At 73.4% G+C, this 25,613-nt stretch carries 19 protein-coding genes, 1 rRNA gene and 1 pseudogene; 15 read left to right on the top strand and 6 right to left on the bottom strand.

Annotation, left to right across the window (positions count from 1 at the left end; genetic code table 11):
- The 3 genes and pseudogenes from rrf to ACFV2S_RS34855 all read left to right on the top strand — a co-directional run.
- A 5S ribosomal RNA gene (gene rrf / locus ACFV2S_RS34865) occupies positions 1 to 91 on the top strand; the annotation flags it as partial.
- Positions 92 to 607: 516 nt separating this feature from the next.
- A pseudogene (locus ACFV2S_RS34860) lies at positions 608 to 1,417 on the top strand (tetratricopeptide repeat protein); the annotation flags it as partial.
- Between the two features lie 135 nt (positions 1,418 to 1,552).
- Entirely contained in the window at positions 1,553 to 2,365 is an 813-nt protein-coding gene (locus ACFV2S_RS34855) for a hypothetical protein (RefSeq protein ID WP_385569022.1), read from the top strand.
- A gap of 208 nt (positions 2,366 to 2,573) precedes the next feature.
- Here the strand turns inward: ACFV2S_RS34855 and ACFV2S_RS34850 are convergent, their stop codons facing one another.
- A complete protein-coding gene (locus ACFV2S_RS34850) occupies positions 2,574 to 3,869 on the bottom strand; it encodes a DUF1015 domain-containing protein (protein ID WP_385569016.1) in 1,296 nt (431 codons plus the stop codon).
- Positions 3,870 to 3,947: 78 nt separating this feature from the next.
- On the opposite strand from ACFV2S_RS34850, the gene ACFV2S_RS34845 reads away from it, so the two are divergent.
- Positions 3,948 to 5,024 (top strand): HAD hydrolase-like protein, encoded by a 1,077-nt coding sequence (locus tag ACFV2S_RS34845; RefSeq protein WP_385569013.1) that lies wholly within the window; start codon positions 3,948 to 3,950, stop codon positions 5,022 to 5,024.
- A 111-nt stretch (positions 5,025 to 5,135) separates the two neighbouring features.
- On the top strand, positions 5,136 to 6,002 hold the full coding sequence (locus ACFV2S_RS34840; RefSeq protein ID WP_383797629.1) for an ABC transporter ATP-binding protein: 867 nt from the start codon (positions 5,136 to 5,138) through the stop codon (positions 6,000 to 6,002).
- A 69-nt stretch (positions 6,003 to 6,071) separates the two neighbouring features.
- Here the strand turns inward: ACFV2S_RS34840 and ACFV2S_RS34835 are convergent, their stop codons facing one another.
- Entirely contained in the window at positions 6,072 to 6,419 is a 348-nt protein-coding gene (locus ACFV2S_RS34835; protein ID WP_383797628.1) for an SCP2 sterol-binding domain-containing protein, read from the bottom strand.
- A gap of 43 nt (positions 6,420 to 6,462) precedes the next feature.
- On the opposite strand from ACFV2S_RS34835, the gene ACFV2S_RS34830 reads away from it, so the two are divergent.
- The 6 genes from ACFV2S_RS34830 to ACFV2S_RS34805 all read left to right on the top strand — a co-directional run bounded on the left by ACFV2S_RS34830 (position 6,463) and on the right by ACFV2S_RS34805 (position 12,254).
- A complete protein-coding gene (locus tag ACFV2S_RS34830) occupies positions 6,463 to 6,726 on the top strand; it encodes a hypothetical protein (RefSeq protein WP_385569004.1) in 264 nt (87 codons plus the stop codon).
- A 7-nt stretch (positions 6,727 to 6,733) separates the two neighbouring features.
- Positions 6,734 to 7,549, top strand: coding sequence for a TlyA family RNA methyltransferase (locus ACFV2S_RS34825; protein WP_385569000.1), 816 nt, complete (start codon positions 6,734 to 6,736; stop codon positions 7,547 to 7,549).
- The gene (locus tag ACFV2S_RS34820) at positions 7,546 to 8,469 is read left to right on the top strand and encodes an NAD kinase (RefSeq protein ID WP_382870597.1); all 924 of its coding nucleotides are present in this window, start codon (positions 7,546 to 7,548) and stop codon (positions 8,467 to 8,469) included. Before ACFV2S_RS34825 ends, ACFV2S_RS34820 begins: the two co-directional genes overlap by 4 nt.
- An 84-nt stretch (positions 8,470 to 8,553) precedes the next feature.
- Complete coding sequence (gene recN, locus ACFV2S_RS34815) at positions 8,554 to 10,296, top strand: DNA repair protein RecN (RefSeq protein ID WP_385568993.1); 1,743 nt, start codon at positions 8,554 to 8,556, stop codon at positions 10,294 to 10,296.
- The gene (locus tag ACFV2S_RS34810; protein ID WP_385568988.1) at positions 10,293 to 11,018 is read left to right on the top strand and encodes a hypothetical protein; all 726 of its coding nucleotides are present in this window, start codon (positions 10,293 to 10,295) and stop codon (positions 11,016 to 11,018) included. Before recN ends, ACFV2S_RS34810 begins: the two co-directional genes overlap by 4 nt.
- A gap of 150 nt (positions 11,019 to 11,168) precedes the next feature.
- A complete protein-coding gene (locus ACFV2S_RS34805) occupies positions 11,169 to 12,254 on the top strand; it encodes a glycosyltransferase family 4 protein (protein ID WP_385568984.1) in 1,086 nt (361 codons plus the stop codon).
- 424 nt (positions 12,255 to 12,678) lie between these two features.
- Here the strand turns inward: ACFV2S_RS34805 and ACFV2S_RS34800 are convergent, their stop codons facing one another.
- Positions 12,679 to 14,301 (bottom strand): PucR family transcriptional regulator, encoded by a 1,623-nt coding sequence (locus ACFV2S_RS34800; RefSeq protein WP_385568980.1) that lies wholly within the window; start codon positions 14,299 to 14,301, stop codon positions 12,679 to 12,681.
- A 161-nt stretch (positions 14,302 to 14,462) separates the two neighbouring features.
- On the opposite strand from ACFV2S_RS34800, the gene ACFV2S_RS34795 reads away from it, so the two are divergent.
- Both ACFV2S_RS34795 and ACFV2S_RS34790 read left to right on the top strand, forming a co-directional pair.
- On the top strand, positions 14,463 to 15,977 hold the full coding sequence (locus ACFV2S_RS34795; protein ID WP_385568976.1) for an APC family permease: 1,515 nt from the start codon (positions 14,463 to 14,465) through the stop codon (positions 15,975 to 15,977).
- Between the two features lie 25 nt (positions 15,978 to 16,002).
- Positions 16,003 to 17,637: a flavin monoamine oxidase family protein gene (locus ACFV2S_RS34790; protein ID WP_385568973.1), complete on the top strand. Its 1,635-nt coding sequence runs from the start codon at positions 16,003 to 16,005 to the stop codon at positions 17,635 to 17,637.
- 7 nt (positions 17,638 to 17,644) lie between these two features.
- Here ACFV2S_RS34790 and ACFV2S_RS34785 read toward each other — a convergent pair whose 3' ends face one another.
- Both ACFV2S_RS34785 and ACFV2S_RS34780 read right to left on the bottom strand, forming a co-directional pair.
- Complete coding sequence (locus ACFV2S_RS34785; RefSeq protein WP_385568970.1) at positions 17,645 to 19,027, bottom strand: FAD-binding oxidoreductase; 1,383 nt, start codon at positions 19,025 to 19,027, stop codon at positions 17,645 to 17,647.
- 68 nt (positions 19,028 to 19,095) lie between these two features.
- Positions 19,096 to 20,898, bottom strand: coding sequence for a glycoside hydrolase family 15 protein (locus ACFV2S_RS34780; RefSeq protein ID WP_385568967.1), 1,803 nt, complete (start codon positions 20,896 to 20,898; stop codon positions 19,096 to 19,098).
- Between the two features lie 492 nt (positions 20,899 to 21,390).
- On the opposite strand from ACFV2S_RS34780, the gene ACFV2S_RS34775 reads away from it, so the two are divergent.
- Positions 21,391 to 23,049 carry a CTP synthase gene (locus tag ACFV2S_RS34775; protein ID WP_385569019.1) on the top strand — a complete coding sequence of 553 codons (1,659 nt, stop codon included), beginning with the start codon at positions 21,391 to 21,393 and terminating at the stop codon, positions 23,047 to 23,049.
- 87 nt (positions 23,050 to 23,136) lie between these two features.
- The gene (locus ACFV2S_RS34770) at positions 23,137 to 23,763 is read left to right on the top strand and encodes an NUDIX domain-containing protein (RefSeq protein ID WP_385568963.1); all 627 of its coding nucleotides are present in this window, start codon (positions 23,137 to 23,139) and stop codon (positions 23,761 to 23,763) included.
- Between the two features lie 371 nt (positions 23,764 to 24,134).
- Here the strand turns inward: ACFV2S_RS34770 and ACFV2S_RS34765 are convergent, their stop codons facing one another.
- The gene (locus ACFV2S_RS34765) at positions 24,135 to 25,577 is read right to left on the bottom strand and encodes a GuaB1 family IMP dehydrogenase-related protein (RefSeq protein WP_383792357.1); all 1,443 of its coding nucleotides are present in this window, start codon (positions 25,575 to 25,577) and stop codon (positions 24,135 to 24,137) included.
- Positions 25,578 to 25,613: the final 36 nt, after the last annotated feature.

Below are 25,613 nucleotides of genomic sequence, written 5' to 3'. Positions count from 1 at the left end.
GCCCGGTTACATTCCGAACCCGGAAGCTAAGCCTTTCAGCGCCGATGGTACTGCAGGGGGGACCCTGTGGGAGAGTAGGACGCCGCCGAACAATTCTTCAGGACCCCTGGTCCCAGCGTTCACGCTGGGACCAGGGGTCCTTTTGTTTTTTGCTTGACTTTTTCCGATGCGCGGCCGAGTGCCGGCTGCGCGAGAATGACTGCAGTACCCGAAGACAGGAGTCACACCGATGTCCACCAACTCTCCCGACGACCGTCCGGAGCGCGAGCCGCGTCGCAGGGACGGTGCCGGTGGCGACCGGGGCGGCTTCCGTGGGCCGCGCCGTGACGACAACCGTGGCGGTGGTGACAACCGCGGTGGCGGCTTCCGTCGCGACGACCGCGGTGGCGACAACCGTGGCGGCGGTGGTTTCCGGCGTGACGACCGTGGCGGTGACAACCGCGGTGGTGGCTTCCGTCGCGATGACCGTCCCTCCTACGGGCAGCGTGACGACCGTGGCGGCGACAACCGTGGCGGTGGCTTCCGTCGCGATGACCGCGGTGGCGACAACCGCAGTGGTGGTGGTTTCCGCCGTGACGACCGTGGCGGTGACAACCGCGGTGGCGGTTTCCGTCGCGATGACCGTCCCTCCTACGGGCAGCGTGACGACCGTGGCGGCGACAACCGTGGCGGTGGCTTCCGCCGTGACGACCGCGGTGGCGACAACCGTGGTGGCGGTGGCTTCCGCCGTGACGACCGTCGTGACGAGCGTCCGTCGTCGTTCCGTCGTGACGACCGTCCCTCCTACGGGCAGCGTGACGACCGCGGTGGCGACAACCGCGGTGGTGGTTTCCGTCGCGATGACCGTGGCGGTGACAACCGTGGTGGTGGTTTCCGTCGCGATGACCGCGGTGGCGACAACCGCGGTGGCGGTTTCCGCCGTGACGACCGTGGCGGTGACAACCGCGGTGGTGGTTTCCGTCGTGACGACCGTCCGTCGTACGGGCAGCGTGACGACCGTGGCGGCGACAACCGTGGCGGTGGCTTCCGCCGTGACGACCGCGGTGGTGACAACCGTGGCGGTGGCTTCCGTCGCGATGACCGCGGTGGCGACAACCGCGGTGGCGGTTTCCGCCGTGACGACCGTGGCGGTGACAACCGCGGTGGTGGTTTCCGTCGCGACGACCGTCCCTCCTACGGGCAGCGTGACGACCGCCGCGACGAGCGGCCCTCGTCGTTCCGTCGTGACGACCGCCCCTCGTACCCCTCGCGTGATGACAACCGTGGTGGCGGTGGCTTCCGTCGGGACGACCGGCGTGACGAGCGTCCCTCGTCGTTCCGCCGTGACGACCGTGGCGGCGACAACCGCGGTGGCGGCTTCCGTCGCGACGACCGTGGCGGCGACAGCCGTGGTGCCGGCTTCCGCCGTGACGACCGCGGTGGCGACCGTGGCGGGTTCCGCGGCCGTGACGACCGGGGTGGCGACCGCGGTGGATACCGGGGCCGTGACGACCGGGGCGGCTTCGGGCGCCGTGACGACCGCGACCGTGGCGACCGCGCCCCGATCAAGCGCCTGCCCATCCCGCCGGAGGTCACCGGTGAGGAGATCGACCCGGATGTGCGCCAGGAGCTCATGAGCCTTCCCAAGGGGCTCGCCGAGGACGTCTCGCGCAACCTCGTCATGGTCGCCCAGCTGATCGACGAGGACCCGGAGAAGGCCTACGGCTACTCCCGCGTCGCCCTGCGGCTCGCGTCCCGCGTCGCCGCCGTCCGTGAGGCCGCCGGCTTCGCCGCGTACGCGACGCAGAAGTACTCCGAGGCGCTGGCCGAGTTCCGCGCGGCGCGCCGGATGAGCGGCGGTGTCGAGCTGTGGCCCGTCATGGCCGACTGCGAGCGCGGCCTCGGCCGCCCCGAGCGGGCCCTCGCCATGGCCGGTGAGCCCGAGGTGCAGAAGCTGGACAGGGCCGGACAGGTCGAGATGCGGCTCGTCGCCGCCGGCGCCCGCCGTGACCTGGGACAGCTGGACGCGGCCATCGTGACCCTGCAGAGCCCCGAGCTCGCCTCCAGCGCCGTGCACCCGTGGACCGCGCGTCTGCGGTACGCGTACGCCGACGCGCTGCTCGCCGCCGGCCGTGAGCGCGAGGCGCGCGAGTGGTTCGCCAAGGCCCTGGAGGCCGACAAGGACGGCGCCACGGACGCCTCCGACCGCCTCGCCGAGATGGACGGTGTCGAGTTCGTCGACGCGTTCGACGAGGACGAGGACGAGTCGGACGCGCGGGAGGGCGTCGAGACCGTCGAGGACGACCTCGACGAGGACGACGACCTGGACGAGGACGACGACCTCGACGAGGACGACGAGGACGACCGCGACGGCGACAAGGGCTGATCCGGTGGAACAGTGAGAAGGGGGGGGGGGGGGCCCCGCCCCGGGGGGGGCCGCCGTCGGGCGCGTCATCGACACCGCCAACGCCACCCACAAACGCCCCGCCGGCCCGCCCCCCCCCCCCGCGCGCGCGCCCGCGCCAGACCGCGCCCGACTCCGCCGCCGCCCCGCCCCCCCCCCGCCCCCCCCCCCTTCTTTCGTTTCCGCGCGCTCAGTCCAGCGCCAGGCTCCGCAGCACCAGGCCCGTCGCCGGCTTCGGGCCGAAGGACGTGGACTTGCGGGGCATCGTGACGCCCTGGCGGGCGAGGTCGCGGACGACCTCCTCGCGGACCGGGTGCATGAGGACCGCCGTACCGCCGCGGCGCTCCGCCTGCTCGACCGCCGCCACCGTGTCGTGGATGTAGGCGATGTCCTCGGGGGCGTCCGGGATGTGCCAGACGTGCTCCAGGAGCGTGGAGTGCAGGACCGTGGCGTCCAGGGTCCGCCAGGCCTGCGGGCGGTCCGTGCGGATCGTGCGGTCCAGGAGCGCGGGGTCCGGGCGGTCGACGAGGTGGAAGGCGCCGTCACCCGCGAGGAGGAAGGCGTTGCCCTCCTCCGCGGCGGCCGCGAGGGCCTCAAGGGCCTCGGGGAGCGGCCGGTCGACGCGGCGCACCCGGAACCCGTCGCCGAGGGCCGCGAGGGCGTCGGCGACCGGCAGGCGGTTGAGGAGGCGGTGGATGGCGCGGACCCGCAGCGGGTAGCGGGCGGTGTCGATGAGGAGGACCAGGCCGTAGTTCCAGGGGCCGGGAGCCGCGTGCTCCTCGCGCAGCCGGAGGTACGTCGCCCAGCGGTGGTGGCCGTCGGCGATGAGGGCCTGGTGCCGGGTCAGTTCGCCCGCGATCGCGGCGAGTTCGGCGGGATCCGTGACCGACCAGAGCCGGTGCTGGAAGCCGTCCTCCGTGGTGGTGGAGAGCAGCGGCTCCTGCCGGACGGTGCGCTCGATGACCGCGTCGGCGCCGCCCTCGTCGGCCCCGACGTACGTGAGGAGCAGGGGCTCCAGGTTGGCGGCCGTGGTCCGCATGAGGGCGGCGCGGTCCTCGACGACGTGCGGCATGACGTCCTCGTGGGGGAGGACGACGCCCTCGGCCGGGGTGGAGAGTTCCAGGGCGCCGATGACGCCGCGCTGGAGGATGCCGTCGCCGTGCTGCTCGTACACGTAGAGCGCGGGTTCCGGGTCGGGGGCGAGGACGCCGTCCGCGAGCCAGCGGTCGAGGGTGACGGCGGCCTTGCGGTGGCGGGTGCCCGCGGTGATCGCCTGCGGGAGGATCAGCCGGACGATGTTGTGGGGATCCGCGGACTCCAGATGGAGCAGTCCGTCAGGTCGTACGACGACGTCGTAGGGAGGGGACGTCACGGCCGCGAGGCTGCCGACGCGCTCGGGGACGTACCGGAGTCCCCGGAACGGGTTCAGGCGGAGGCCTGGGGCGTCGGCGCGGACGTCGTCGGCCGCGTGACCTGATGTGTTCATCCTGTCATCGTAGGACGGCGGGCATGAGCGATGATCGGGAGAGTGGGGGAATTCACCCGGTGATCTGAGGAGTGCGCGGTGACGGTGCGGAACGGCCAGGAGCAGGCGGACGGCGGCAGGAAGTGCCCCGGGGGCAGCGCGGTCGCGTTGAGCGAGGCCTACGACACGGCGCTCCTGGACCTCGACGGTGTCGTGTACGCGGGCGGGGAGGCCGTCCCGCACGCCGTGGAGGCGCTCGGGGTCGCCCGGGCCGGCGGGATGCACCTGGCGTACGTCACCAACAACGCGCTGCGGACGCCCGGTGAGGTGGCGGAGCACCTGACGGAGCTGGGTGTGCCGGCCGAGGCCGGGGACGTCGTCACCTCGGCCCAGGCCGTGGCCCGGCTGATCGCGGACGAGGTGCCGGCGGGTTCCAGGGTGCTGGTCGTCGGCGGCGAGGGGCTGCGGGTGGCGCTGCGCGAGCGGGGTCTGGTGCCGGTCGAGTCGGCGGACGACGACCCGGTGGCGGTCGTGCAGGGGTACGGCGGGCCGGGGATGCCGTGGGCGCGGTTCGCGGAGGCGGCGTACGCGGTGGGGCGGGGTGTGCCGTGGTACGCCTCGAACACGGACCTGACCATTCCGGGGGCGCGGGGGATCGGGCCGGGGAACGGCGCGGCGGTGGAGGTCGTGCGGATCGCCACCGGGGGCCGGGCGGAGCCGAAGGTCGCGGGGAAGCCGCTGCCGCCGATGCACCGGGAGACGGTGCTGCGGACGGGGGCGGAGCGGCCCCTGGTGGTGGGGGACCGGCTGGACACGGACATCGAGGGCGCGTTCAACGGCGGGGTGGACTCGCTGCTCGTGCTGACCGGGGTGACGGACGTGGCGCAGCTCCTGACGGCGGTGCCCGCGCACCGGCCCACGTACGTGGCCGCGGATCTGCGCGGGCTGCTGACGGGGCAGCCCGAGGTCGTCGCCGACGGGGAGGGGGGCTTCGCGTGCGGCGGGTGGCGGGCCTCGGTGAGCGGGGGTGAGCTCGTGCTCGACGGTGTGCCGGGCGAGGGCGCCGACGTGATGGACGGGGTGCGGGCGCTGTGCGGGGCGGCCTGGTCGGAGGCGGACCGGCCGGGTGGGGGAGTGCCGGACGCGGCGAAGGCGCTGGAGGCGCTCGGGGTGTGAGGTCCCGGCGCCCCGGGAAGAACGTGAAGTTGGATAGGCTAACCTAACTCCGCGTGGGTCGTGGTCGTCACCGCCGGACCCGGCCACGGACGAGGAAGCGGGAGTGCGGGCATGGACGGTCGGCAGCAGCAGCGCCTGAGCGCGGAATCGGTCACCCTGGCGTACGAGCAGCGGGTCATCGCCCGCGAGCTGTCCGTCGCGATCCCCGACAACTCGTTCACCGTCATCGTCGGGCCCAACGCCTGCGGAAAGTCCACCCTCCTGCGCGCCCTCTCCCGGATGCTGAAGCCCAGCGAGGGCCGCGTCCTGCTCGACGGGCAGTCGATCCACACGCTGCCCGCGAAGAAGGTCGCCAGGACCCTCGGGCTGCTGCCCCAGACGTCCGTGGCCCCGGACGGCATCACCGTCGCCGACCTCGTCGCGCGCGGCCGCTACCCGCACCAGGGACTCCTGCGCCAGTGGTCCGCCGAGGACGAGCGCGTCACCCGTGAGTCCATGGCGGCGACGGGCGTCGCCGAACTGGCCGACCGGTACGTGGACGAGCTCTCGGGCGGTCAGCGGCAGCGCGTCTGGATCGCCATGGCCCTCGCCCAGCAGACGCCCCTGCTGCTGCTCGACGAGCCCACCACGTATCTCGACATCCAGCACCAGATCGACGTCCTCGACCTCTGCGCCGAGCTGCACGAGACGCAGGGGCGCACGCTCGTCGCCGTCCTCCACGACCTCAACCACGCGGCCCGGTACGCGACCCACCTCATCGCGGTCCGCGACGGCGAGGTCGTCGCCGAGGGCCCGCCGGCGGAGGTGGTGACCGCCGAGCTCGTCGAACGGGTCTTCGGTCTGCGCTGCCAGGTCATCGACGACCCGGAGACGGGGACGCCGCTGGTCGTGCCGGCCGGACGGAAGGCACGCGCGCGGACGGCCGTCCCGGCGCAGGCCGAGGAGCCCGCCGCGCAGGAGCCCGCGCTGCAGAAGTGAGTGCGGCGACCGCGGAAGCGAGAGCGCCGGAGGGAGCGGCGACCGCAGCCGCAGAAGCGACGCCGTCGGCTAGAGCAGTGACCGCAGCCGGAGCAGGTCGCGGAAGCCGGCCTCCAGCCTGACCCGGCCGGAGGCCCAGGCCTTCGCGAAGTTCAGCTCGCCGTCCACCATCGCCACCAGGTCGTCGCCGGTCATCGCGAGCCGGATCTGCGCCTTGCCCGGCGGAGGGCCCTCCACCGTCCCGTCGACCCGGATCCTGCCTTCGGCGAGGCGGCCCGTGAACGTCGTGTCGAGGTCCGTGATGTGGCAGCTCAGGCTGCGGTCGAGCGCGGCCGCGCCGCGTACGCCGTCGTCCGCCCGCGCGAGATTGTCCGAAAGTGTGTCGAGTGCGCCGCGGCACTCCGTGATCGTCGCCATCGCCGTCGACGGTACCCCAGGGCTTCGCGGTAGCGTCGGGGCCATGAGCGACGCCCTCCCCGAAGCCACCCAGGAGCCCGCCCCCGTCGAGGCGTACGAGCCCGCCGGGCCCGCGCCCCTCGGAGTCGCCCTGGAGCTCACCGGGCATCCGGGCGTCGACGCCGGCCTCGCGCGTCTCGCCGAGGTGGACCACCTCCCGGCGGACGGACACCTGGAGGTGTACGAGGATGTACACCGTGGACTGCGCGCCGAGCTGACCTCGCTCGACACGCACCCCGCCCCCCGTCCGTACGACAACAGGAGCTGAACCGAACGTGGCAGGAGTGGCACGCCGCCGTCTCGACGCCGAGCTGGTCCGGCGCAAGCTCGCGCGCTCGCGCGAGCACGCCAGCCAGCTGATCGCCGCGGGCCGGGTGACCGTCGGCAAGACCGTCGCCACCAAACCCGCCACCCAGGTCGAGACCGCCGCGGCCATCGTCGTGGTCCAGGACGACTCCGACCCCGACTACGTCTCGCGCGGCGGCCACAAGCTCGCCGGCGCGTTCGCCGCCTTCCAGCCCCTGGGGCTGGAGGTCGAGGGCCGGCGCGCCCTGGACGCCGGAGCGTCCACCGGCGGCTTCACCGACGTCCTGCTGCGCGCGGGCGCCGCACACGTCGTCGCCGTGGACGTCGGCTACGGACAGCTCGCCTGGTCGCTGCAGAGCGACGAGCGCGTCACCGTGAAGGACCGTACGAACGTACGCGAGTTGACGCTCGACGCGATCGACGGCGTCCCGGTCGACCTCGTCGTCGGCGACCTGTCCTTCATCCCGCTCGGCCTCGTCCTGCCCGCCCTCGCGGCCTGCACGGCCCCCGGGGCCGACCTCGTCCTCATGGTCAAGCCGCAGTTCGAGGTGGGCAAGGAGCGGCTCGGCACCGGCGGCGTCGTCCGGTCCACCGAACTCCGCGCCGACGCCGTGAAGAACGTGGCCCGGCGGGCCGGCGAGCTCGGCCTCGGTGTCCTCGGCGTCACCGCCAGCCCGCTGCCCGGACCCTCCGGCAACGTCGAGTACTTTCTGTGGCTGCGGGCAGGCGCGCCCGCGCTGGATCCGGCGGACGTCGACCGCGCCGTGGCGGAGGGACCTCGTTGAGCTCAACGGCAGCAGCACCATCGGGAACATCACGCACCGTCTTCCTGCTCGCGCACACCGGCCGGCCGGCCGCCGTGCGCAGCGCCGAACTGGTCGTCCTGGGGCTGCTGCGCTGCGGCATCGGCGTCCGCGTCCTGGAGGCCGAGGCCGCGGACCTGCCGCTGCCGCCGTCCGTCGAGAAGGTGCCGGAGGCCTGCTCCGACGCGCTCGACGGCTGTGAACTCCTCGTCGTCCTCGGCGGCGATGGCACCCTGCTGCGCGGCGCCGAGTTCTCCCGCGCCTCCGGCGTGCCCATGCTCGGCGTCAACCTGGGGCGCGTCGGCTTCCTCGCGGAGGCCGAGCGGGACGACCTCGACAAGGTCGTCGACCGGGTCGTGACCAAGGCGTACGAGGTCGAGGAGCGGATGACGCTCGACGTCACCGTGTACGAGAACGGCGACGTCCTGCACCGCGACTGGGCGCTCAACGAGGCCGCCGTGCAGAAGGTCTCGCCGGAGCGGATGCTGGAGGTCGTGCTCGCGATCGACGGCCGGCCGGTGACCGGCTTCGGCTGCGACGGGGTGATCTGCGCGACACCCACCGGCTCCACCGCGTACGCCTTCTCGGCGGGCGGCCCGGTCGTCTGGCCCGAGGTCGAGGCGCTGCTCATGGTCCCGATCGGGGCGCACGCCCTCTTCGCCAAGCCCCTGATCACCACCCCCGAGTCGGTGCTCACGGTCGAGGTCGAGCCGCACACCCCGCACGGGGTGCTGTGGTGCGACGGGCGCAGGACCGTGGAGCTTCCGGCGGGCGCGCGCGTCGAGGTGCGGCGGGGCGCCGTGCCGGTCCGGCTCGCCCGGCTGCACCACGCCTCCTTCACCGACCGGCTCGTCGCCAAGTTCGCCCTGCCCGTGTCGGGATGGCGGGGCGCACCGCACTGACACCCCCCCCGGCGGGGGGCAACGAGTGGCGCGCCCGAGGGTTACGCCCGGGGGCGATGTCGCATCCGACCCGGGAAACCTCGTATGGTCTGGGGCGTGCTGGAGGAGATGCGGATACGGTCGCTCGGGGTCATCGACGACGCGGTGGTCGAGCTGTCGCCCGGCTTCACCGCGGTGACCGGTGAGACCGGTGCGGGCAAGACGATGGTCGTGACCAGCCTGGGGCTGCTGCTCGGCGGACGGGCCGACCCGGCCCTGGTGCGGATCGGCGCGGCCTCGGCGGTCGTCGAGGGACGGATCAGCGTGCCCGCGGGCGCGCCCGTCGCCGTACGCGCCGAGGAGGCCGGTGCCGAGCTCGACGAGGGCGTGCTCCTCGTCAGCCGCACCGTCTCGGCCGAGGGACGCTCCCGCGCCCACGTGGGCGGGCGCTCCGTGCCCGTCGGGCTGCTCGCCGAACTCGCCGACGAGCTCGTCGCCGTCCACGGCCAGACCGACCAGCAGGGCCTGCTCAAGCCCGCCCGGCAGCGCGGCGCGCTCGACCGGTACGCGGGCGGGGCCGTCTCCGAGCCGCTCGCCGCCTACGGCGAGGCCTACCGGAGGCTGCGCGCCGTCACCACCGAGCTGGACGAGATCACCACCCGGGCCAGGGAACGCGCCCAGGAGGCCGATCTGCTGCGCTTCGGACTCGGCGAGATCGAGGCCGTGGAGCCGCGTGCGGGCGAGGACGTCGAACTCGCCGCCGAGGCCGAGCGGCTCGGCCACGCCGAGGCCCTCGCCTCCGCCGCCGCGCTCGCGCACGGCGCGCTCGCCGGCAACCCCGAGGACCCCGAGGCCGTCGACGCCACCACCCTCGTCGCGGGCGCGGGCCGGGCCCTGGAGGCCGTACGGTCGCACGACCCGGCACTCGCCGGGCTCGCCGACCGGATGGGCGAGATCTCCATCCTGCTGGCGGACGTGGCCCAGGAGCTGGCCGGATACGCCGACGACCTGGACGCCGACCCGCTGCGGCTGGCCGCGGTCGAGGAGCGGCGGGCGGCCCTCACCCAGCTGACGCGGAAGTACGGCGTGGACATCGCCGCCGTCCTCGCCTGGGCCGAGGAGAGCGCCGGGCGGCTCGGTGAGCTCGACGGCGACGACGACCGCATCGAGGAGCTCACCGCCGAGCGCGACCGGCTGCGCGACGACCTCTCGGTGCTGGCGCAGCGGCTCACCGACGCGCGCACGGAGACCGCCGCCCGGTTCGCCGACGCGGTCACCGCGGAGCTCGCCTCGCTGGCCATGCCCCACGCGCGCGTGTCCTTCGCCATCGCCCAGACCGAGGACCCCGAGGGCGTCGAGGTCGGCGGCCGTCGCGTCGCCTACGGCCCGTCCGGGGCCGACGAGGTCGAGCTGCTGCTCGCCCCGCACCCCGGTGCCCCGCCCCGGCCCATCGCCAAGGGCGCGTCCGGCGGCGAGCTGTCCCGGGTCATGCTCGCCGTGGAGGTCGTCTTCGCCGGGGTCGACCCGGTGCCCACGTACCTCTTCGACGAGGTCGACGCGGGCGTCGGCGGCAAGGCGGCCGTCGAGATCGGCCGCCGGCTCGCCAAGCTCGCCAAGTCCGCACAGGTGGTGGTCGTCACCCACCTCCCGCAGGTCGCGGCCTTCGCCGACCGGCAGCTTCTCGTCGAGAAGACCAACGACGGCTCCGTGACCCGCTCCGGCGTCACCGTCCTGGAAGGCGAGGAGCGTGTCCGGGAACTGTCCCGGATGCTCGCCGGCCAGGAGGACTCGGAGACCGCCAGGGCCCACGCGGAGGAGCTGCTCGCCACGGCCCGGGCGGACGGGTGACGCCGGCCCCGGGCCGGATCGGCACCTTCGCCGCCGCCTTCGGCGCGACCCGGCTGGTCTACGGGCAGCTGCGGCGGCGCCCGCCCGGGAACCCGGACGCCTGGGAGCGGACCAACCACGCTGGACGGACGGTCGTCCTGCAGGGCGGCCCCGCCGCCGCGTTCGGCTCGGCCGCCGCCGTCCTGCCCGCGGCCCCCGCCGCGTCCCTGGCCGTCGCCGCGGCGGCCCTCTGCGGGCGGTACGACGACCTGCGCGGCGACCACCGGCGCGGGTTCCGGGCGCATCTGGGCGCGCTGCGCGGCGGTGAGGTCACCAGCGGGGCCGTGAAGCTGTTCGGCATCGGCGCGGCGTCCCTCGTGGCCGGGGCCCTCCTCAAGGAGAAGCCCGTCGACAAGCTCCTCGCCGGGGTCGTCATCGCCGGCACCGCGCACCTGGTGAACCTCGTGGACGTACGGCCGGGGCGCGCGGGACTCCTCGTGCTCGGGCTCTCCGCGCCCGGCCTCCTGCGGGGACCGCTCGCCGCGGCGCCGATGGGGGCCGCGGCCGCGCTCCTCGGCGCCGACCTCGGCGAGGAGACCATGCTCGGCGACACGGGCGCGCACGCGCTGGGCGCCGCCGTGGGCAGCGCCGTCGCCGCCTCCAACGGGCGCCTCGGGCTCGCCGCGCACGCGGCCGGTCTCGTGGCCGCCGCCGCGTGGGGAGAGCGCGCCGGTTCCGTCTGAGGGCCTGAGCGGTACGCGGGTGCGCTCACCCGTGTGGGTGAACCCGTGGGGTCGGTGCCCGCGCAGCCCGCCCACCGCACACCGGAACGACGCCATTTCGGTGCCGGAACGTGCGTACGGTCGGGGGCACGGACTGGCATCCTTGGGCGTGTGACACAGCTCCGTACGGTCCAAGTGCTGGGCGGCGGCGGCGCGGGCAGCAGCGCACACGTCCGATCACTTGCCTCGGGGCTGGTGGCGAGGGGCGTGCGGGTGACCGTGTGCGCCCCGGCCGAACTCGACCGCGCATACGACTACCTGGGCGCCGGCGCGCACTTCGTGCCCCTGCCACGCCTCGGCGACCCCGCGACCGTCACCGCGCTCCGCAACGCCTGCATCGGCGCGGACGTGGTCCACGCGCACGGCCTCCAGGCCTCCGTACGGGCCTCGCTCGCGCTCGCCGGCGGCGGCCGGGCGGCGCCCCTCGTGACCACCTGGCACAGCCGCACCCCCGTGGACGGGGCGCGCGGCGGGGTGCTGCGGCTCCTCGAACGTAAGACCGCGCGGGCCGCGACCGTCGTCCTCGGCACCTCCTCCGACCTCGTCGACCGGGCACGGCGGCGCGGGGCCCGGGACGCCCGCCTCGCTCCCGTCACCGTGCCGCCCGCGCGCGGCCCCGTGTGCCTCCACGACGGCAAGGCCCGCGCCGAACTCGGCGCCGTCGAGCGGCCGCTGCTCATGGCCGTCGGAGCGCTCGAACGCGGCCGGGGGTACCGGACGCTGCTCGACGCGGCCCGGGAGTGGCGGGAGCTCGACCCGCAGCCGCTGCTCGTGATCGCCGGCGAAGGGCGTGAACGGGCCTTCCTGCAACGGCGGATCTTCGAGGAGGGGCTCGCCGTCCGGCTCATCGGCCGCCGGGACGACGTCGCCGAGCTGCTCGCCGCCGCGGACGTCGCCGTGCTGCCCTCGCGCTGGGAGGCCCGCTCCCTGCTCGCGCAGGAGGCGCTGCGGCTCGGCGTCCCGCTCGTCGCGACGGCCGTCGGCGGCGTCCCGGAACTCGTCGGGGACGCGGCGGAACTGGTGCCGTACGGGGACGCGGGGGCCCTGGCGGGGGCGGTGCGGGCCCTCCTCGACGACGCGGAGCGGCGGATGGACCTGGCGGCGGCGGGGCGGGTGCAGGCGGGGACGTGGCCCACGGAGGACGAGACGGTCGCGCACGTGCTGTCGGTGTACGACGAGCTGGTGGCGGGCCGGTAGCCACGGCCGGCTGGGCGGCGCCCCGCCGTCGCGGGCCCGCGCCCCGCCGTTGCGGGCCCGCGCCCGCCCCGTTGTGGGCAATCGTTCCGCTGGGGCGGAACGGGTGGGCACAACGGAACGGCGCCCCGTGCCGGGCCTAGGCTCATGCGCCCTGACCCGCACCGGATGCGCGCCGCCGCTCGTGGTGCGGGTCGGGGCTCGGAACGCGGAGGCGCCGCTGAGGGCGCCGTCCCGTGTGCCCACCCGTCCCGCCCCAGCGGGACGATTGCCCACACGGGCAGCGGCGGGAGGCCCACACGGGCAGCGGGCGGGCGGCCCACACGGGCGTGGGGCGAGGCGCCCACACGGGCGGGGGCGCGGGCCCACAGGGGCCGCGGGGCACCGCACCGCCGGGCGCGGGTCCACGCGGGCGGCCCCGCCGGGGTCACGGGGTGTGGCGGCGGGCTCTCAGGGCCAGGGAGAGGGCCAGGACCGTCTGGGGGTCGTCCAGGTCCGTGCCCAGGAGTTCCGAGATGCGGGCCAGGCGGTTGTAGAGGGTCTGCCGGTTGAGGTGCAGCTCGCGCGCGGTCTCCGCCTTGCGGCCCGCGTGGGCCAGGTAGGTCTCCAGGGTCGGCAGGAGCGGCGGGCGGGACGTGCGGTCGTGGTCCCGCAGGGGGCCGATCGCACGGTCCACGAAGGCCGCCAGGTCGGGGTGGTCGCGCAGGCGCCACAGGAGCAGGTCGATGTCCAGGCGCCGGGCGTCGTACCAGGGGAGGTCCGACAGGCCCTGCGCCGCCGTCGCCGTCTCCGCCGCGTGCCGCAGGCCCGCCGAGGCCGCGGCCCAGCCGCCCGCGACGCCGACCACGACGACCGGAGGGTGCGCTCCGGCGCGCTCCAGGCCCGCCCGCTCCACGCCCGCGCGCAGCGCCGCCGCGACCCGGTCCGCGACCGCGGTGCGTTCCGATTCCGAGCGCAGGCCCAGCAGCAGGGGGACTCTGCCCTCCACCGGGCGGACGCCCAGGAGGGCCGGGACGCCCACGGCGGACAGTTCCTCCAGGACGGCCCGTGCCAGCAGGGCCCAGTTGCCCGAGGGGGACAGCTCCGAGGCCAGGCGCATGACGACCGGGAGCAGGGGGCCGTCGCCGGGCTTGAAGCCGAGGACCCGCGCCTGCGCCGGGGCGTCCTCGGCCGAGATCCGGCCCTCCGCCAGGTCCGTCAGGAAGTCGCCCCGGCCGCGCGCGGCGAGTTCCTCCTCCTGGCGGGCCTGCATGAGGACGACGGCGAGGAGCCCCGCCGCGCGCTCGGCCGCCATCCGGTGGACGGGGGCGAGGGCGCCGGAGACCGCGAGGAGGACGAGGCGGGCCCGAACCGAGCCCGAACCGGGGCCGCCGCCGGGGACGTCGACGAGGACCGTGCCGGTGGGCGGGCCGGACTCGCGGGCCGCCCGCTGGCCGCGCAGCCCGTCCCACACCTGGAGGGGGTCGGCCGGCGCGGACTCCGTGCCCGCCGCGTACAGCAGCTGCCCGTCGGCGGTCTCCAGGAAGACCGGGTTGGCGGCGAAGTCGGAGAGGATGCGGAGCACCTGCGGGACCCCGCCGCCGCCGAGCAGCGCCTCCGTGCACTGCCGGTGGACCTCCTCGGCCTGCCGCTGGAGGGCGTAGTGGCCGTTGACGATCTCGGTGTGGATCTCCTCCGTGACGGCGACGAAGGGGACCTCGCGGTGGAGCTGGACGAGCGGGAGCCCCGCCGCCCGCGCGGTCTCCACTATCGTCGCCGGGAGGCGGGCGAAGCGGGGGCCCAGCTCGACGACGAGCGCGGCGATGCCGCGGTCGGCGAGCCGGCGGACGAAGGCCCGCTGTTCGGCCGGGCGGGTGCCCAGGCCGAGGCCCGTCGTGAGGAGCAGTTCGCCGCCCTTGAGCAGCGACGCGATGTTCGGCACCTCGCCCGCGTGCACCCAGCGCACGGTGCGGTGGAGCCGGTCCGCGCCGGCCACGACCTCCGGGAGCCCGCCGCGCAGCCCGGGGAGTTCCAGCGCCCGCTGCACGGTGATCCCGCCCTGATTGTCCATGGGGCCGGACGCTACCCGCGTCCGTGTTGCGGCGACATCACCACACGGTCACGGGACCGGACGGTTCGTACAGCAGGGCGACAACTCGTCGTTCTGTGGCGGGAATTGCGCGACCGCATGTCGATTGTGGCCTACGTCACTCGCGAGGATCCTCTCGGGCCATGGCAGAGAACCCCACCCCAGAGGTCCACCGGCTGAAGGCGAACTCGGTCGGACTCGTCGGCGTCGTCTTCATGGCCGTCGCCACCGCCGCCCCGATCACGGCCATGACCGGAAACCTCCCCATCGCCGTCGGCTTCGGCAACGGCACCGGAGCACCCGCCGGCTACCTCTTCGCGACGCTCGTCCTGACCGTGTTCTCGGTCGGCTACGTCGCCATGGCCAAGCGGATCACGGCCGCGGGCGCCTTCTACGGCTACATCTCGCACGGCCTGGGCCGGATCGCCGGCATGGCCTCCGGCATGCTCGCCGTCCTCGCGTACATCGTCTTCGAGGCCTCGATCGTCGGCGTCTTCTCGTACTTCGCGCAGACGACCGTCGCCGACCAGCTCGGCGTCGACCTGCCGTGGATCCTGTACGCGGCGGTCATGCTCGCCGTCACGGCCGTCCTGTCGTACTTCGACATCAACCTGACGGCCAGGGCGCTCGGCGTGATGCTCGTCGCCGAGATCGCCGTCCTCTTCGCGGTCGCCACCGCCGTCCTGATCGCCGGCGGCGGCCCCGACGGCATTCCGGTCGAGCCGATCAACCCGAAGAACGCCTTCACCGGGACCTCCGCCGGGCTCGGCCTCTTCTTCGCCTTCTGGTCCTGGGTCGGCTTCGAGTCGACCGCGATGTACGGCGAGGAGTCCCGCAACCCGAAGCGGGTCATCCCGCGCGCCACCCTGATCTCCGTCGTGGGCGTCGGCCTCTTCTACATCTACGTCTCGTGGATGACGATCGCGGGCAACGGGCTCGCGGGGTCGGTGAGGCTCTCCGCCTCCTCCTCGCCCCTCGACCTGTTCTTCGCGCCCACCCGGACCTTCATCGGCGCCTGGGCCGTCGACGCCTTCCAGTGGCTGCTGCTCACCGGCTCCTTCGCCTGCGGCATGGCCTTCCACCAGTGCGCCTCGCGCTATCTGTACGCCATCGGCCGGGAGGGCTTCCTCCACCCGGCGCTCGGCCGGACGCACGCGAAGCACGGCTCGCCCTACATCGCCTCGTACGTGCAGAGCGCGATCGCCGTCGCCCTCGTCGCCGCCTTCTGGCTCACCGGCCAGGACCCCTACGTCCACCTGTACACGCTGCTCGCGATCCTCGGCACGATGGCGATCCTCATCGTCCAGACCCTGTGCTCGTTCGCCGTCATCGGCTACTTCCGGAAGAACCACCCCGAGGACCGGCACTGGTTCAGGACCTTCACCGCCCCGCTCCTCGGCGGCATCGGCATGATCGCCGTCGTCGTACTGCTGGTCATGAACATGGAGACCGCGGCGGGTCTCGCCGCCGACTCCCTCTTCTTCAAGGCCATCCCCTGGATCGTCGGCCTCGTCTTCCTCGGCGGCCTCGGCCTCGGCCTCCACCTCAAGGCCAGGCGCCCCGAGCGCTACGAGATCATCGGCCGGATCGTCCTGGAGGACGCCGCCGAACGCACCGACGACCCCCGCCCGGAACCCGCGCCCGTACCGCAGAGCTGATCCCACCCGACTCCAGGAGCGCCCCATGGCACGCACCACCCCGATGCACCTCCTGAAGAACCTCGCCGCCGAGCACGCCGACGCCCGGCGGCTGAACATCCCCGTCGACGAGTTGCGCGGCATGCGGGCCGACGCCCTCGGACGCCGGACGCTGCTCAAGTACGCCACCGCCGCGGGCCTCGCCGCCGGTGTCGGCACGGCCGTCCCCGCCGCGGCCGCCGTCCCGGCCCCGCCCGTGAAGAGCACCGCCCGGGTCGCCGTCGTCGGCGCCGGGATCTCCGGTCTCACCGCCGCCCTCACCCTCCAGGACGCCGGTCTGAGCCCGGTGCTCTACGAGGCGAACCCGTCCAGGGTCGGCGGCCGCATGTGGACCCAGCGGGACCACTGGGCGTACGGCCAGACCTCCGAGATCGGCGGCGAGCTGATCGACACCAGCCACAAGAAGATCCTCGAACTCTGCCGCCGCTTCGGACTCGCCACCGAGGACTTCCTCGGCGGCGGACCCAACGGGGCCGAGGAGGTCCTCTGGTTCGGCGGCGGCTACTACCCCCGCGCCCAGGCCGACGCGGACTTCAACGCCGTCTACCAGGCCCTCCACCGCGACCTGATCGACGCGGGCGAGGTGAAGTGGAACCAGACCACCCCCACCGGCACCGCCCTCGACGCCATGTCGCTGTACGAGTGGATCGAGAGCCGGGTCCCGGGCGGGCACGCCTCACGGCTCGGCCGGTTCCTCGACGTCGCCTACAACGTCGAGTACGGAGCCGACACCACCGACCAGTCCTCGCTCGCCCTCGTCCTCCTCATGGGCTACCAGACCAATCCGGGCCACTTCAACGTCTGGGGCCTGTCCAACGAGCGCTACCACATCGTCGGCGGCAACGACCGGCTCCCGAACGCCGTCGCCGGGGCGCTCGCCCCCGGCACCCTGAAGGCGGGCTGGTCGCTCACCGCCGTACGGGCCGAGGCCGACGGCACCCAGACGCTCACCTTCACCGAGGCGGGCGCCACCCGGACCGTCACCGCCGACCACACGATCCTGTGCCTCCCGCTGCCGGTCCTCCAGCAGCTCGACCTCACCCGGGCCGGGTTCGACCCGCTCATGCGCAGCCTCCTGCGGGACGCCCGCATGGGCCACTGCACCAAGCTCAACATGCAGTTCGGCACCCGGCCCTGGCGCGGCACCGGCGCCTGGCCGGGGGTGTCCGCCGGCGACTGCTTCACCGACACCGACGTCCAGCAGACCTGGGACACCACCAAGATCCAGGGCGGCACCGGCGGCATCCTCCTCCAGTACGGCGGCGGCAGCCTGGCCCGGAACCTGAACCCGGCCGGGCCGTTCTCCACCGAGTCCGACCCGTACGTACGCACCCTGGTCACCCGCCACCTGGCCGGCATCGACGCCTTCTTCCCCGGCACCTCCCGGGCGTACACCGGCCGTGCCCAGCTCTCCGCCTGGCACCAGAACCCCTACTCCCTCGGCGCGTACTCCTACTGGCCCGTCGGCTACCTCCACCGGTACGCCGGGTACGAGGGCACCGCCCAGGGCAACGTCCACATCGGCGGCGAGCACTGCTCGTACGACTTCCAGGGGTTCATGGAAGGCGGCGCGACCGAGGGCGAGCGCGCTGCCAAGGAGGTGATCACGGCGCTGCGCTGAGCCCGGCTCAGCCGGCGGGGGCGATGTTCTGGTTGAACCGGAACACGTTCTCGGGGTCGTACGCGGCCTTCACGTCGGCGAGCCGGCGGTAGTTCTCCTCACCGAACGAGGAGACGATCCGCTGCTCGCCCTCGGCGCCGACGAAGTTCAGGTACGTCGCGTCGAGCGCCCAGGGCCGCACGTCGGCCCGCACGTCGTGCACCCACTGCCGCGCCGTCCCGTCGTACGCGGGGTCCTCCCAGGTCGCGAACGGGTGCACCGCCCACGGGGCGGTGCGCCACGGCTGCGGAAACTCCGAGGGCCCCGCGGCCACGGCCCCGCCCATCAGGAACAGCACGTGCTGGGTGGCCGTGGACGCCGGGATCCCCGCGCCGCGGTCGCAGAAGACGTCCACGGCCTCGTCGGGGAACTCCCTCAGGTACTCGGCCGACCAGTAGTTCCGCAGCCCCGGCGGGTCGTCCATCATCGACTGCAGATCCACGTACGGGATGTCCGTGACGACCTCCACCGCCGGCTTCAGCGCGAACAGCGGGGCCGCGAACTCACGGAGCTCCTCGACCGGCCCGGTGTACGTGAACAGCGCCCCGCAGAGCAGCCTGCCGACCAGTTCCTCGGGGATGAACGGCTCCGGGGGCGCCGGGAGGTAGATCGCCCCGCCGCCCATCTCGTCGGGCGCGCCCGCACCGAGATCACGGAACGTGCGCACCACCTCGGGTGCGTTCTCGGGCAGGTACAGCAGCATCGACATGCTCATCCGGGGCAGCGGGTGCAGACGCATCGTCAGCGAGGTCGCCACGCCGAAGTTGCCGCCGCCGCCGTGCAGCGCCCAGAACAGCTCCGGATTCTCCTCGGCGTCCGCGCGGACGTGCTTGCCCTCCGCGGTGATCAGATCGACCGCGAGCAGGTTGTCGCTGGCCAGCCCGAACTTCCGCTCCAGCCAGCCCGAGCCGCCGCCCAGGGTGAAGCCGCCGACGCCCGTCGTGGACACCCGGCCGCCGGTGGTCGCCACGTGGAACGGCTGGCACGCGTGGTCCAGGTGGGCCATCGTCGCCCCGCCCTCGATCCGCACCGTCATGTCCTCCGGGTCCACCACGACGGAGTGCATCCGGCGGAGGTCGACGACCAGCGCGCCGTCGATCATGGAGGTACCGGCGACACTGTGCCCGCCGCCGCGCACCGCGATCGGCAGTTCGGCCTCGCGGCCGAACCGGATCGCGTTGGACACGTCGGCCCCGCTCGCGCACTGGGCGATCACCGACGGACGCCGGTCGATCATGCCGTTGTGCAGGGTCCGGGCCTCGGCGTAGCCCGGATCGCCGGGCGTGATCACCTCACCGGCCAGATCCTCGACCAGTCCGGCCAGGGCGCTCTCGGAGATGTGGGGAGCCATGGGAGCCCCCCTTTCGTACGGGGGGACAGGACCCTCTCATCGTAGGTCCGGCCCCCCTGGGGCGCCCCTCAGCCCCCGTACGCCCCGCTCGCCGTGAGCCGCAGCGCCGTGTCGATCAGCGGGACGTGGCTGAACGCCTGCGGGAAGTTGCCCACCTGCCGCTGGAGCCGCGGGTCCCACTCCTCGGCGAGCAGCCCCAGGTCGTTGCGGAGCGCGAGCAGCTTCTCGAAGAGGATGCGCGCCTCGTCGACCCGGCCGATCATCGCCAGGTCGTCCGCCAGCCAGAACGAGCAGGCGAGGAACGCGCCCTCGTCGCCCTCCAGACCGTCGACGCCGGCCTCCTCACCGGCCGTCGGGTACCGCAGCACGAAGCCGTCCTCCGTGGACAGCTCGCGCTGGATCGCCTCGATCGTGCCGATCACCCGCTTGTCGTCCGGCGGCAGGAAGCCCATCTGCGGGATCAGCAGCAGCGAGGCGTCCAGCTCCCTGGAGCCGTACGACTGCGTGAACGTGTTCCGCTCCTTGTCGTAGCCCTTCTCGCAGACGTCCCGGTGGATCTCGTCGCGCAGCTCGCGCCAGCGCTCCAGCGGCCCGTCGGCGTCCCCGGACTCGATGAGCTTGATCGTGCGGTCGACGGCCACCCAGGCCATCACCTTGGAGTGGGTGAAGTGGCGGCGCGGGCCGCGGACCTCCCAGATGCCCTCGTCGGGCTGGTCCCAGTTCTTCTCCAGGTAGTTGATCAGCTTGATCTGGAGCAGGGAGGCGTAGTCGTTGCGGGACAGGCCCGTCATGTGCGCGAGGTGGAGGGCCTCCGTGACCTCGCCGTAGACGTCCAGCTGCAGCTGGTTCGCGGCGCCGTTGCCGACCCGGACCGGGCCGGAGTTCTCGTACCCCGGCAGCCAGTCCAGCTCCGCCTCGCCGAGCTCCCGCTCACCCGCGATGCCGTACATGATCTGCAGGTTCTCCGGGTCGCCCGCGACGGCGCGCAGCAGCCAGTCCCGCCAGGCGCGGGCCTCCTCGCGGTAGCCGGTGCGGAGCATCGAGGAGAGCGTGATCGCCGCGTCCCGCAGCCAGGTGTAGCGGTAGTCCCAGTTCCGGACGCCGCCGATCTCCTCCGGCAGCGAGGTCGTCGGCGCGGCGACGATCCCGCCGGTCGGCGCGTACGTCAGCGCCTTCAGCGTGATCAGCGAGCGGATCACGGCCTCCCGGTAGGGGCCGTGGTACGTACAGTGCTCGACCCACTCGCGCCAGAAGTCGGCGGTGGCCTCCAGGGCGCCCTCCGGGTCCGGCAGCGCCGGCGGCTCCTTGTGGGAGGGCTGCCAGGAGAGCGTGAAGGTGATCCGCTCCCCGGGCATGACCGTGAAGTCGGAGTACGTCGTCAGGTCCTTGCCGTGGGTCTCGGCGTCCGTGTCCAGCCACACCGAGTCGGGCCCGGCGACCGCGACCGTCCGCTCCCCGACCTTGTGCACCCAGGGCACGATCCGGCCGTAGCTGAACCGCATCCGCAGCGCGGAACGCATCCGGACCCGGCCCGAGACGCCCTCGACGATCCGGATCAGCTGCGGCGCGCCGTCGCGCGGCGGCATGAAGTCGGTCACCCGCACGGTGCCGCGCGGCGTGTCCCACTCGGATTCCAGGATCAGCGAGTCCCCCCGGTAGCGGCGCCGGTCGGCGGGCGCGGGCTCCGCGTCCGCCGGACCCGCCGGCCCCACCCGCCAGAATCCGTGTTCCTCGGTGCCGAGGAGTCCCGCGAAGACCGCGTGCGAGTCGAAGCGGGGGAGACACAGCCAGTCGACGCTGCCGTCCCGGCAGACCAGCGCTGCGGTCTGCATGTCTCCGATGAGTGCGTAATCCTCGATGCGCCCGGCCACGTGCTCCACTCCAGTCGTACGGCCACGTCCGCCCCTGAGGGGCGCTTGCTGCTGATGTGCGTGATGTCTGTGAGGTGTCGGCCAAGCCAGTGTGCGGGATGAGCCGGCCTTCACGACGGGCGATGCCGGCCTGCGCGGCGGGTGACGCCGGCCTGCCCGGCAGATGACGCCGGCCTTCTCTGCAGGGGATGTCCGAGCAGAATACGTGCCACCCCCGTGACCATAGTGATCACACGGGCACCCCGCTGCGCCACACGGGTGAGCCGACCCGTCCCCGGCCGACACGGCCGCGTCGCCGTCCGTGAACACCCGACTGCCGCGTGTGGCCGGAAGCGGTCTCCCGATGTCGCTGATACCCTGGTACCCCGTGGACCGGTGGGAAACGGCGACAGCCGAGAACCCCGAAACCGCAGCGACGGCACCCCCCGATTCTTCCGGAGGGGACGCCGGTACGCACCTCCAGAACGCGACCACGGGAGCCCCCTCTTGGCGATGCCGCCCAACACCACGACGACCAAGCACATCTTCGTCACCGGGGGTGTCGCCTCCTCGCTCGGCAAGGGGCTGACCGCCTCCAGCCTGGGTGCGCTCCTCAAGGCCCGCGGCCTGCGGGTCACGATGCAGAAGCTCGACCCGTACCTGAACGTCGACCCGGGCACGATGAACCCCTTCCAGCACGGTGAGGTGTTCGTCACCAACGACGGCGCCGAGACCGACCTGGACATCGGCCACTACGAGCGCTTCCTCGACGTCGACCTCGACGGCTCGGCCAACGTCACCACCGGCCAGGTCTACTCGCAGGTCATCGCCAAGGAGCGGCGCGGCGAGTACCTCGGCGACACCGTGCAGGTCATCCCGCACATCACCAACGAGATCAAGGGCCGCATCCGCCGCATGGCCACCGACGACGTCGACGTCGTCATCACCGAGGTCGGCGGCACGGTCGGCGACATCGAGTCGCTGCCCTTCCTGGAGACCGTCCGCCAGGTCCGCCACGAGGTCGGCCGCGACAACGTCTTCGTCGTGCACATCTCGCTGCTGCCCTACATCGGCCCGTCCGGCGAGCTGAAGACCAAGCCGACCCAGCACTCCGTCGCCGCCCTGCGCAACATCGGCATCCAGCCCGACGCGATCGTGCTGCGCGCCGACCGCGAGGTGCCCACCGCCATCAAGCGCAAGATCTCGCTGATGTGCGACGTCGACGAGGCCGCGGTCGTCGCCGCCATCGACGCCCCGTCGATCTACGACATCCCGAAGGTGCTGCACACCGAGGGCCTGGACGCCTACGTCGTCCGCAAGCTCGACCTGCCCTTCCGCGACGTGGACTGGACCGTCTGGGAGGACCTCCTGGACCGCGTCCACAACCCGGACCACGAGGTCACCGTCGCGCTCGTCGGCAAGTACATCGACCTGCCCGACGCCTACCTCTCGGTGACCGAGGCCATGCGCGCCGGCGGCTTCGCCAACAAGGCGCGGGTCAAGGTCAAGTGGGTCACCTCCGACGACTGCAAGACCCCGGCCGGCGCCGCCAAGCAGCTCGGCGACGTCGACGGCATCCTCATCCCCGGCGGCTTCGGCGACCGCGGTGTCTCCGGCAAGGTCGGCGCGATCCAGTACGCCCGCGAGAACAAGGTGCCGCTGCTCGGCATCTGCCTCGGCCTCCAGTGCATCGTCATCGAGGCCGCGCGGAACCTGGCCGACATCCCCGAGGCCAACTCCACCGAGTTCGACCCGGCCACCGCGCACCCCGTCGTCTCCACGATGGAGGAGCAGCTCGCGTACGTCGAGGGCGCCGGCGACCTGGGCGGCACGATGCGCCTCGGCCTCTACCCGGCGAAGCTCGCCGAGGGCTCGGTCGTCCGCGAGACCTACAGCGACGAGCCGTACGTCGAGGAGCGCCACCGCCACCGCTACGAGGTGAACAACTCGTACCGCGCGGAGCTGGAGAAGAAGGCCGGTCTGGTCTTCTCCGGCACCTCTCCGGACAACAAGCTCGTCGAGTTCGTCGAGTACCCGAAGGACGTCCACCCCTACCTGGTCGCCACCCAGGCGCACCCGGAGCTGAAGTCCCGCCCGACCCGCCCGCACCCGCTCTTCGCGGGTCTCGTGAAGGCGGCCGTCGAGCGCAAGACGGGCAAGACGGCGCAGTAGTACGGCGCGTTAACGTAGCCGGGGCAGGGTTCCCTTCCGGGGGCCCCTGCCCCGGCTTTCGTACGTGGTCATGTGGGAGGACAGCTCATGCAGCAGGTGCAGGACACCCCGGAGGAGTGGCCCGTCACGGCCACCGCCACTCCCTTCACGGGCAAGAAGACCAGTGTCCGCACGGACGACGTGGTCATGCCGGACGGCTCGGTCGTCCGCCGCGACTACCAGGTCCACCCCGGCTCCGTGGCCGTCCTCGCCCTGGACGAGGAGGACCGCGTCGTCGTCCTCCGGCAGTACCGTCACCCCGTCCGCCAGAAGCTCTGGGAGATCCCCGCCGGGCTCCTCGACGTCCCCGGCGAGAACCCGCTGCACGCGGCCCAGCGCGAGCTGTACGAGGAGGCGCACGTCAAGGCGGAGGACTGGCGGGTCCTCACCGACGTCTACACGACGCCCGGCGGCTGCGACGAGGCCGTACGGATCTTCCTCGCGCGGGACCTCTCCGAGGCGGAGGGCGAGCGGTTCGAGGTCTCCGAGGAGGAGGCCGACATGGAGCTCGCCCGGGTGCCGCTCGCGGACCTGGTGCGGGGGGTCCTCGCGGGCGAGCTCCACAACAACTGCCTGGTGGTGGGGGTGCTGTCGCTGGCGGCGGCGCGGGCGGAGGGCCTGTCGTCGCTCCGCCCGGCGACGTCCCCGTGGCCGGCCCGCCCCTTCGAGGGGTAACCCCCGGGGCGGTGCCCCGCGCCCGTGTGGACCTCTCGCCGCTGCCCGTGTGGGCAATCGTCCCGCTGGGGCGGGACGGGTGGGCACACGGGACGGCGCCCTCTCGCGGCGCCCCCGCGTTCCGCGCCCCGACCCGCACCACCGGGTGCCGTCACCGGCGGTGCGGGTGCAGGCTCAGTAGCCTCTGGCGCCGGCAAGGGCGCCGTTCCGTTGTGCCCACCCTCCCCCAAGCTCTCGGCTTCGCTCGAGCAGGGGGGACCCCCATCGCCCCAGCGGAACGACTGCCCACAACGGCGGGGCGAAGGCCCACAACGCCGTGGGCCCCCGGGAGAGGTTCTCCCGGGGGCCCACGGCGTACAGGCAAAAGGCGACTAGCTCCAGCTCGCGTGCAGGGGCTTGCCCTCCGCGTAGCCCGCCGCCGACTGGATGCCGACCACCGACTTCTCCTCGAACTCGGCGAGCGACGCCGCGCCCGCGTACGTGCAGGAGGACCGCACGCCCGCGATGATCGAGTCGATCAGGTCCTCGACGCCCGGACGCTGCGGGTCGAGGAACATGCGGGAGGTCGAGATGCCCTCCTCGAACAGCGCCTTGCGGGCGCGGTCGTAGGAGGACTCCTCGGACGTCCGGTTCCGGACGGCGCGGGCCGAGGCCATGCCGAAGGACTCCTTGTACGCGCGCCCCTTGGCGTCGTGCTGGAGGTCGCCCGGGGACTCGTACGTCCCGGCGAACCAGGAGCCGATCATCACGTTGGACGCGCCGGCGGCGAGCGCCATGGCGACGTCGCGCGGGTGACGGACACCGCCGTCGGCCCAGACGTGCTTGCCGTACTTCTTCGCCTCGGCGGCGCACTCCAGGACGGCGGAGAACTGCGGCCGGCCGACGCCGGTCATCATGCGGGTGGTGCACATGGCGCCGGGGCCGACGCCGACCTTGATGATGTCGGCGCCCGCCTCGATGAGGTCCTTGACGCCCTCGGCGGCGACGATGTTGCCCGCGACGATCGGGACCTGCGGGTCGAGCGCCCGCACGGTGCGGATCGCGGCGATCATCGACTCCTGGTGGCCGTGCGCGGTGTCGATGACGAGCGTGTCGACGCCCGCGTCGAGGAGCTGCTTGGCCTTGCCGGCCACGTCGCCGTTGATGCCGACGGCCGCGGCGATCCGCAGGTGGCCGTTCTTGTCGACGGCCGGGCTGTAGAGCGTCGCGCGCAGGGCGCCCTTGCGGGTGAGGATGCCGACGAGCTTGCCGTCGGAGTCCACGGCCGGGGCGTAGCGGCGGTTCGCGGCGTCGAGGGTGTTGAAGGCCTCGCGCGGGTCGATGTCGGCGTCCAGGAGGAGCAGGTCCCTGGACATGACCTCGGAGAGCTGGGTGAAGCGGTCCACGCCGGAGAGGTCCGCGTCGGTGACGACGCCGACCGGGCGGCGGTTCTCGTCGACGACGACACCGGCGTCGTGGGCGCGCTTCGGGAGCAGGGAGAGCGCGTCGGCGACCGTCTGGTGCGGCTCCAGGACGATCGGGGTGTCCAGCACGTGGTGGCGGCTCTTCACCCACGAGATGACGTCGGTGACGACCTCGATGGGGATGTCCTGCGGGATGACGACCAGGCCGCCGCGGCGGGCGACCGTCTCGGCCATCCGGCGGCCGGCGATGGCGGTCATGTTGGCGACGACGAGCGGGATGGTGGTCCCGCTCCCGTCGGGCGAGGAGAGGTCCACGGCCTGGCGGGACCCGACGGCCGAGCGGCTCGGCACCATGAACACATCGTCGTACGTCAGGTCGTAGGGCGGCTTGACGTCATTGAGGAAACGCACGTGCTGACATCCCAGTCGTTCGGATCGGCCCCTAGG

The sequence above is a fragment of the Streptomyces sp. NPDC059695 genome (assembly GCF_042733785.1).
Taxonomy (GTDB): domain Bacteria; phylum Actinomycetota; class Actinomycetes; order Streptomycetales; family Streptomycetaceae; genus Streptomyces.
The sequence above is the reverse complement of the archived record's forward strand: the minus strand, read 5'-3'. Positions and strand labels throughout refer to the sequence as shown.

Coding starts and splice junctions, on each gene's coding strand:
- ACFV2S_RS34775 (WP_385569019.1), top strand. CDS start 21,391: ATGCCGCCCAACACCACGACGACCAAGCACATCTTCGTCACCGGGGGT.
- ACFV2S_RS34830 (WP_385569004.1), top strand. CDS start 6,463: ATGAGCGACGCCCTCCCCGAAGCCACCCAGGAGCCCGCCCCCGTCGAG.
- ACFV2S_RS34785 (WP_385568970.1), bottom strand. CDS start 19,027: ATGGCTCCCCACATCTCCGAGAGCGCCCTGGCCGGACTGGTCGAGGAT.
- ACFV2S_RS34770 (WP_385568963.1), top strand. CDS start 23,137: ATGCAGCAGGTGCAGGACACCCCGGAGGAGTGGCCCGTCACGGCCACC.
- ACFV2S_RS34790 (WP_385568973.1), top strand. CDS start 16,003: ATGGCACGCACCACCCCGATGCACCTCCTGAAGAACCTCGCCGCCGAG.
- recN (WP_385568993.1), top strand. CDS start 8,554: ATGGTCTGGGGCGTGCTGGAGGAGATGCGGATACGGTCGCTCGGGGTC.
- ACFV2S_RS34850 (WP_385569016.1), bottom strand. CDS start 3,869: ATGAACACATCAGGTCACGCGGCCGACGACGTCCGCGCCGACGCCCCA.
- ACFV2S_RS34835 (WP_383797628.1), bottom strand. CDS start 6,419: ATGGCGACGATCACGGAGTGCCGCGGCGCACTCGACACACTTTCGGAC.
- ACFV2S_RS34795 (WP_385568976.1), top strand. CDS start 14,463: ATGGCAGAGAACCCCACCCCAGAGGTCCACCGGCTGAAGGCGAACTCG.
- ACFV2S_RS34800 (WP_385568980.1), bottom strand. CDS start 14,301: ATGGACAATCAGGGCGGGATCACCGTGCAGCGGGCGCTGGAACTCCCC.
- ACFV2S_RS34840 (WP_383797629.1), top strand. CDS start 5,136: ATGGACGGTCGGCAGCAGCAGCGCCTGAGCGCGGAATCGGTCACCCTG.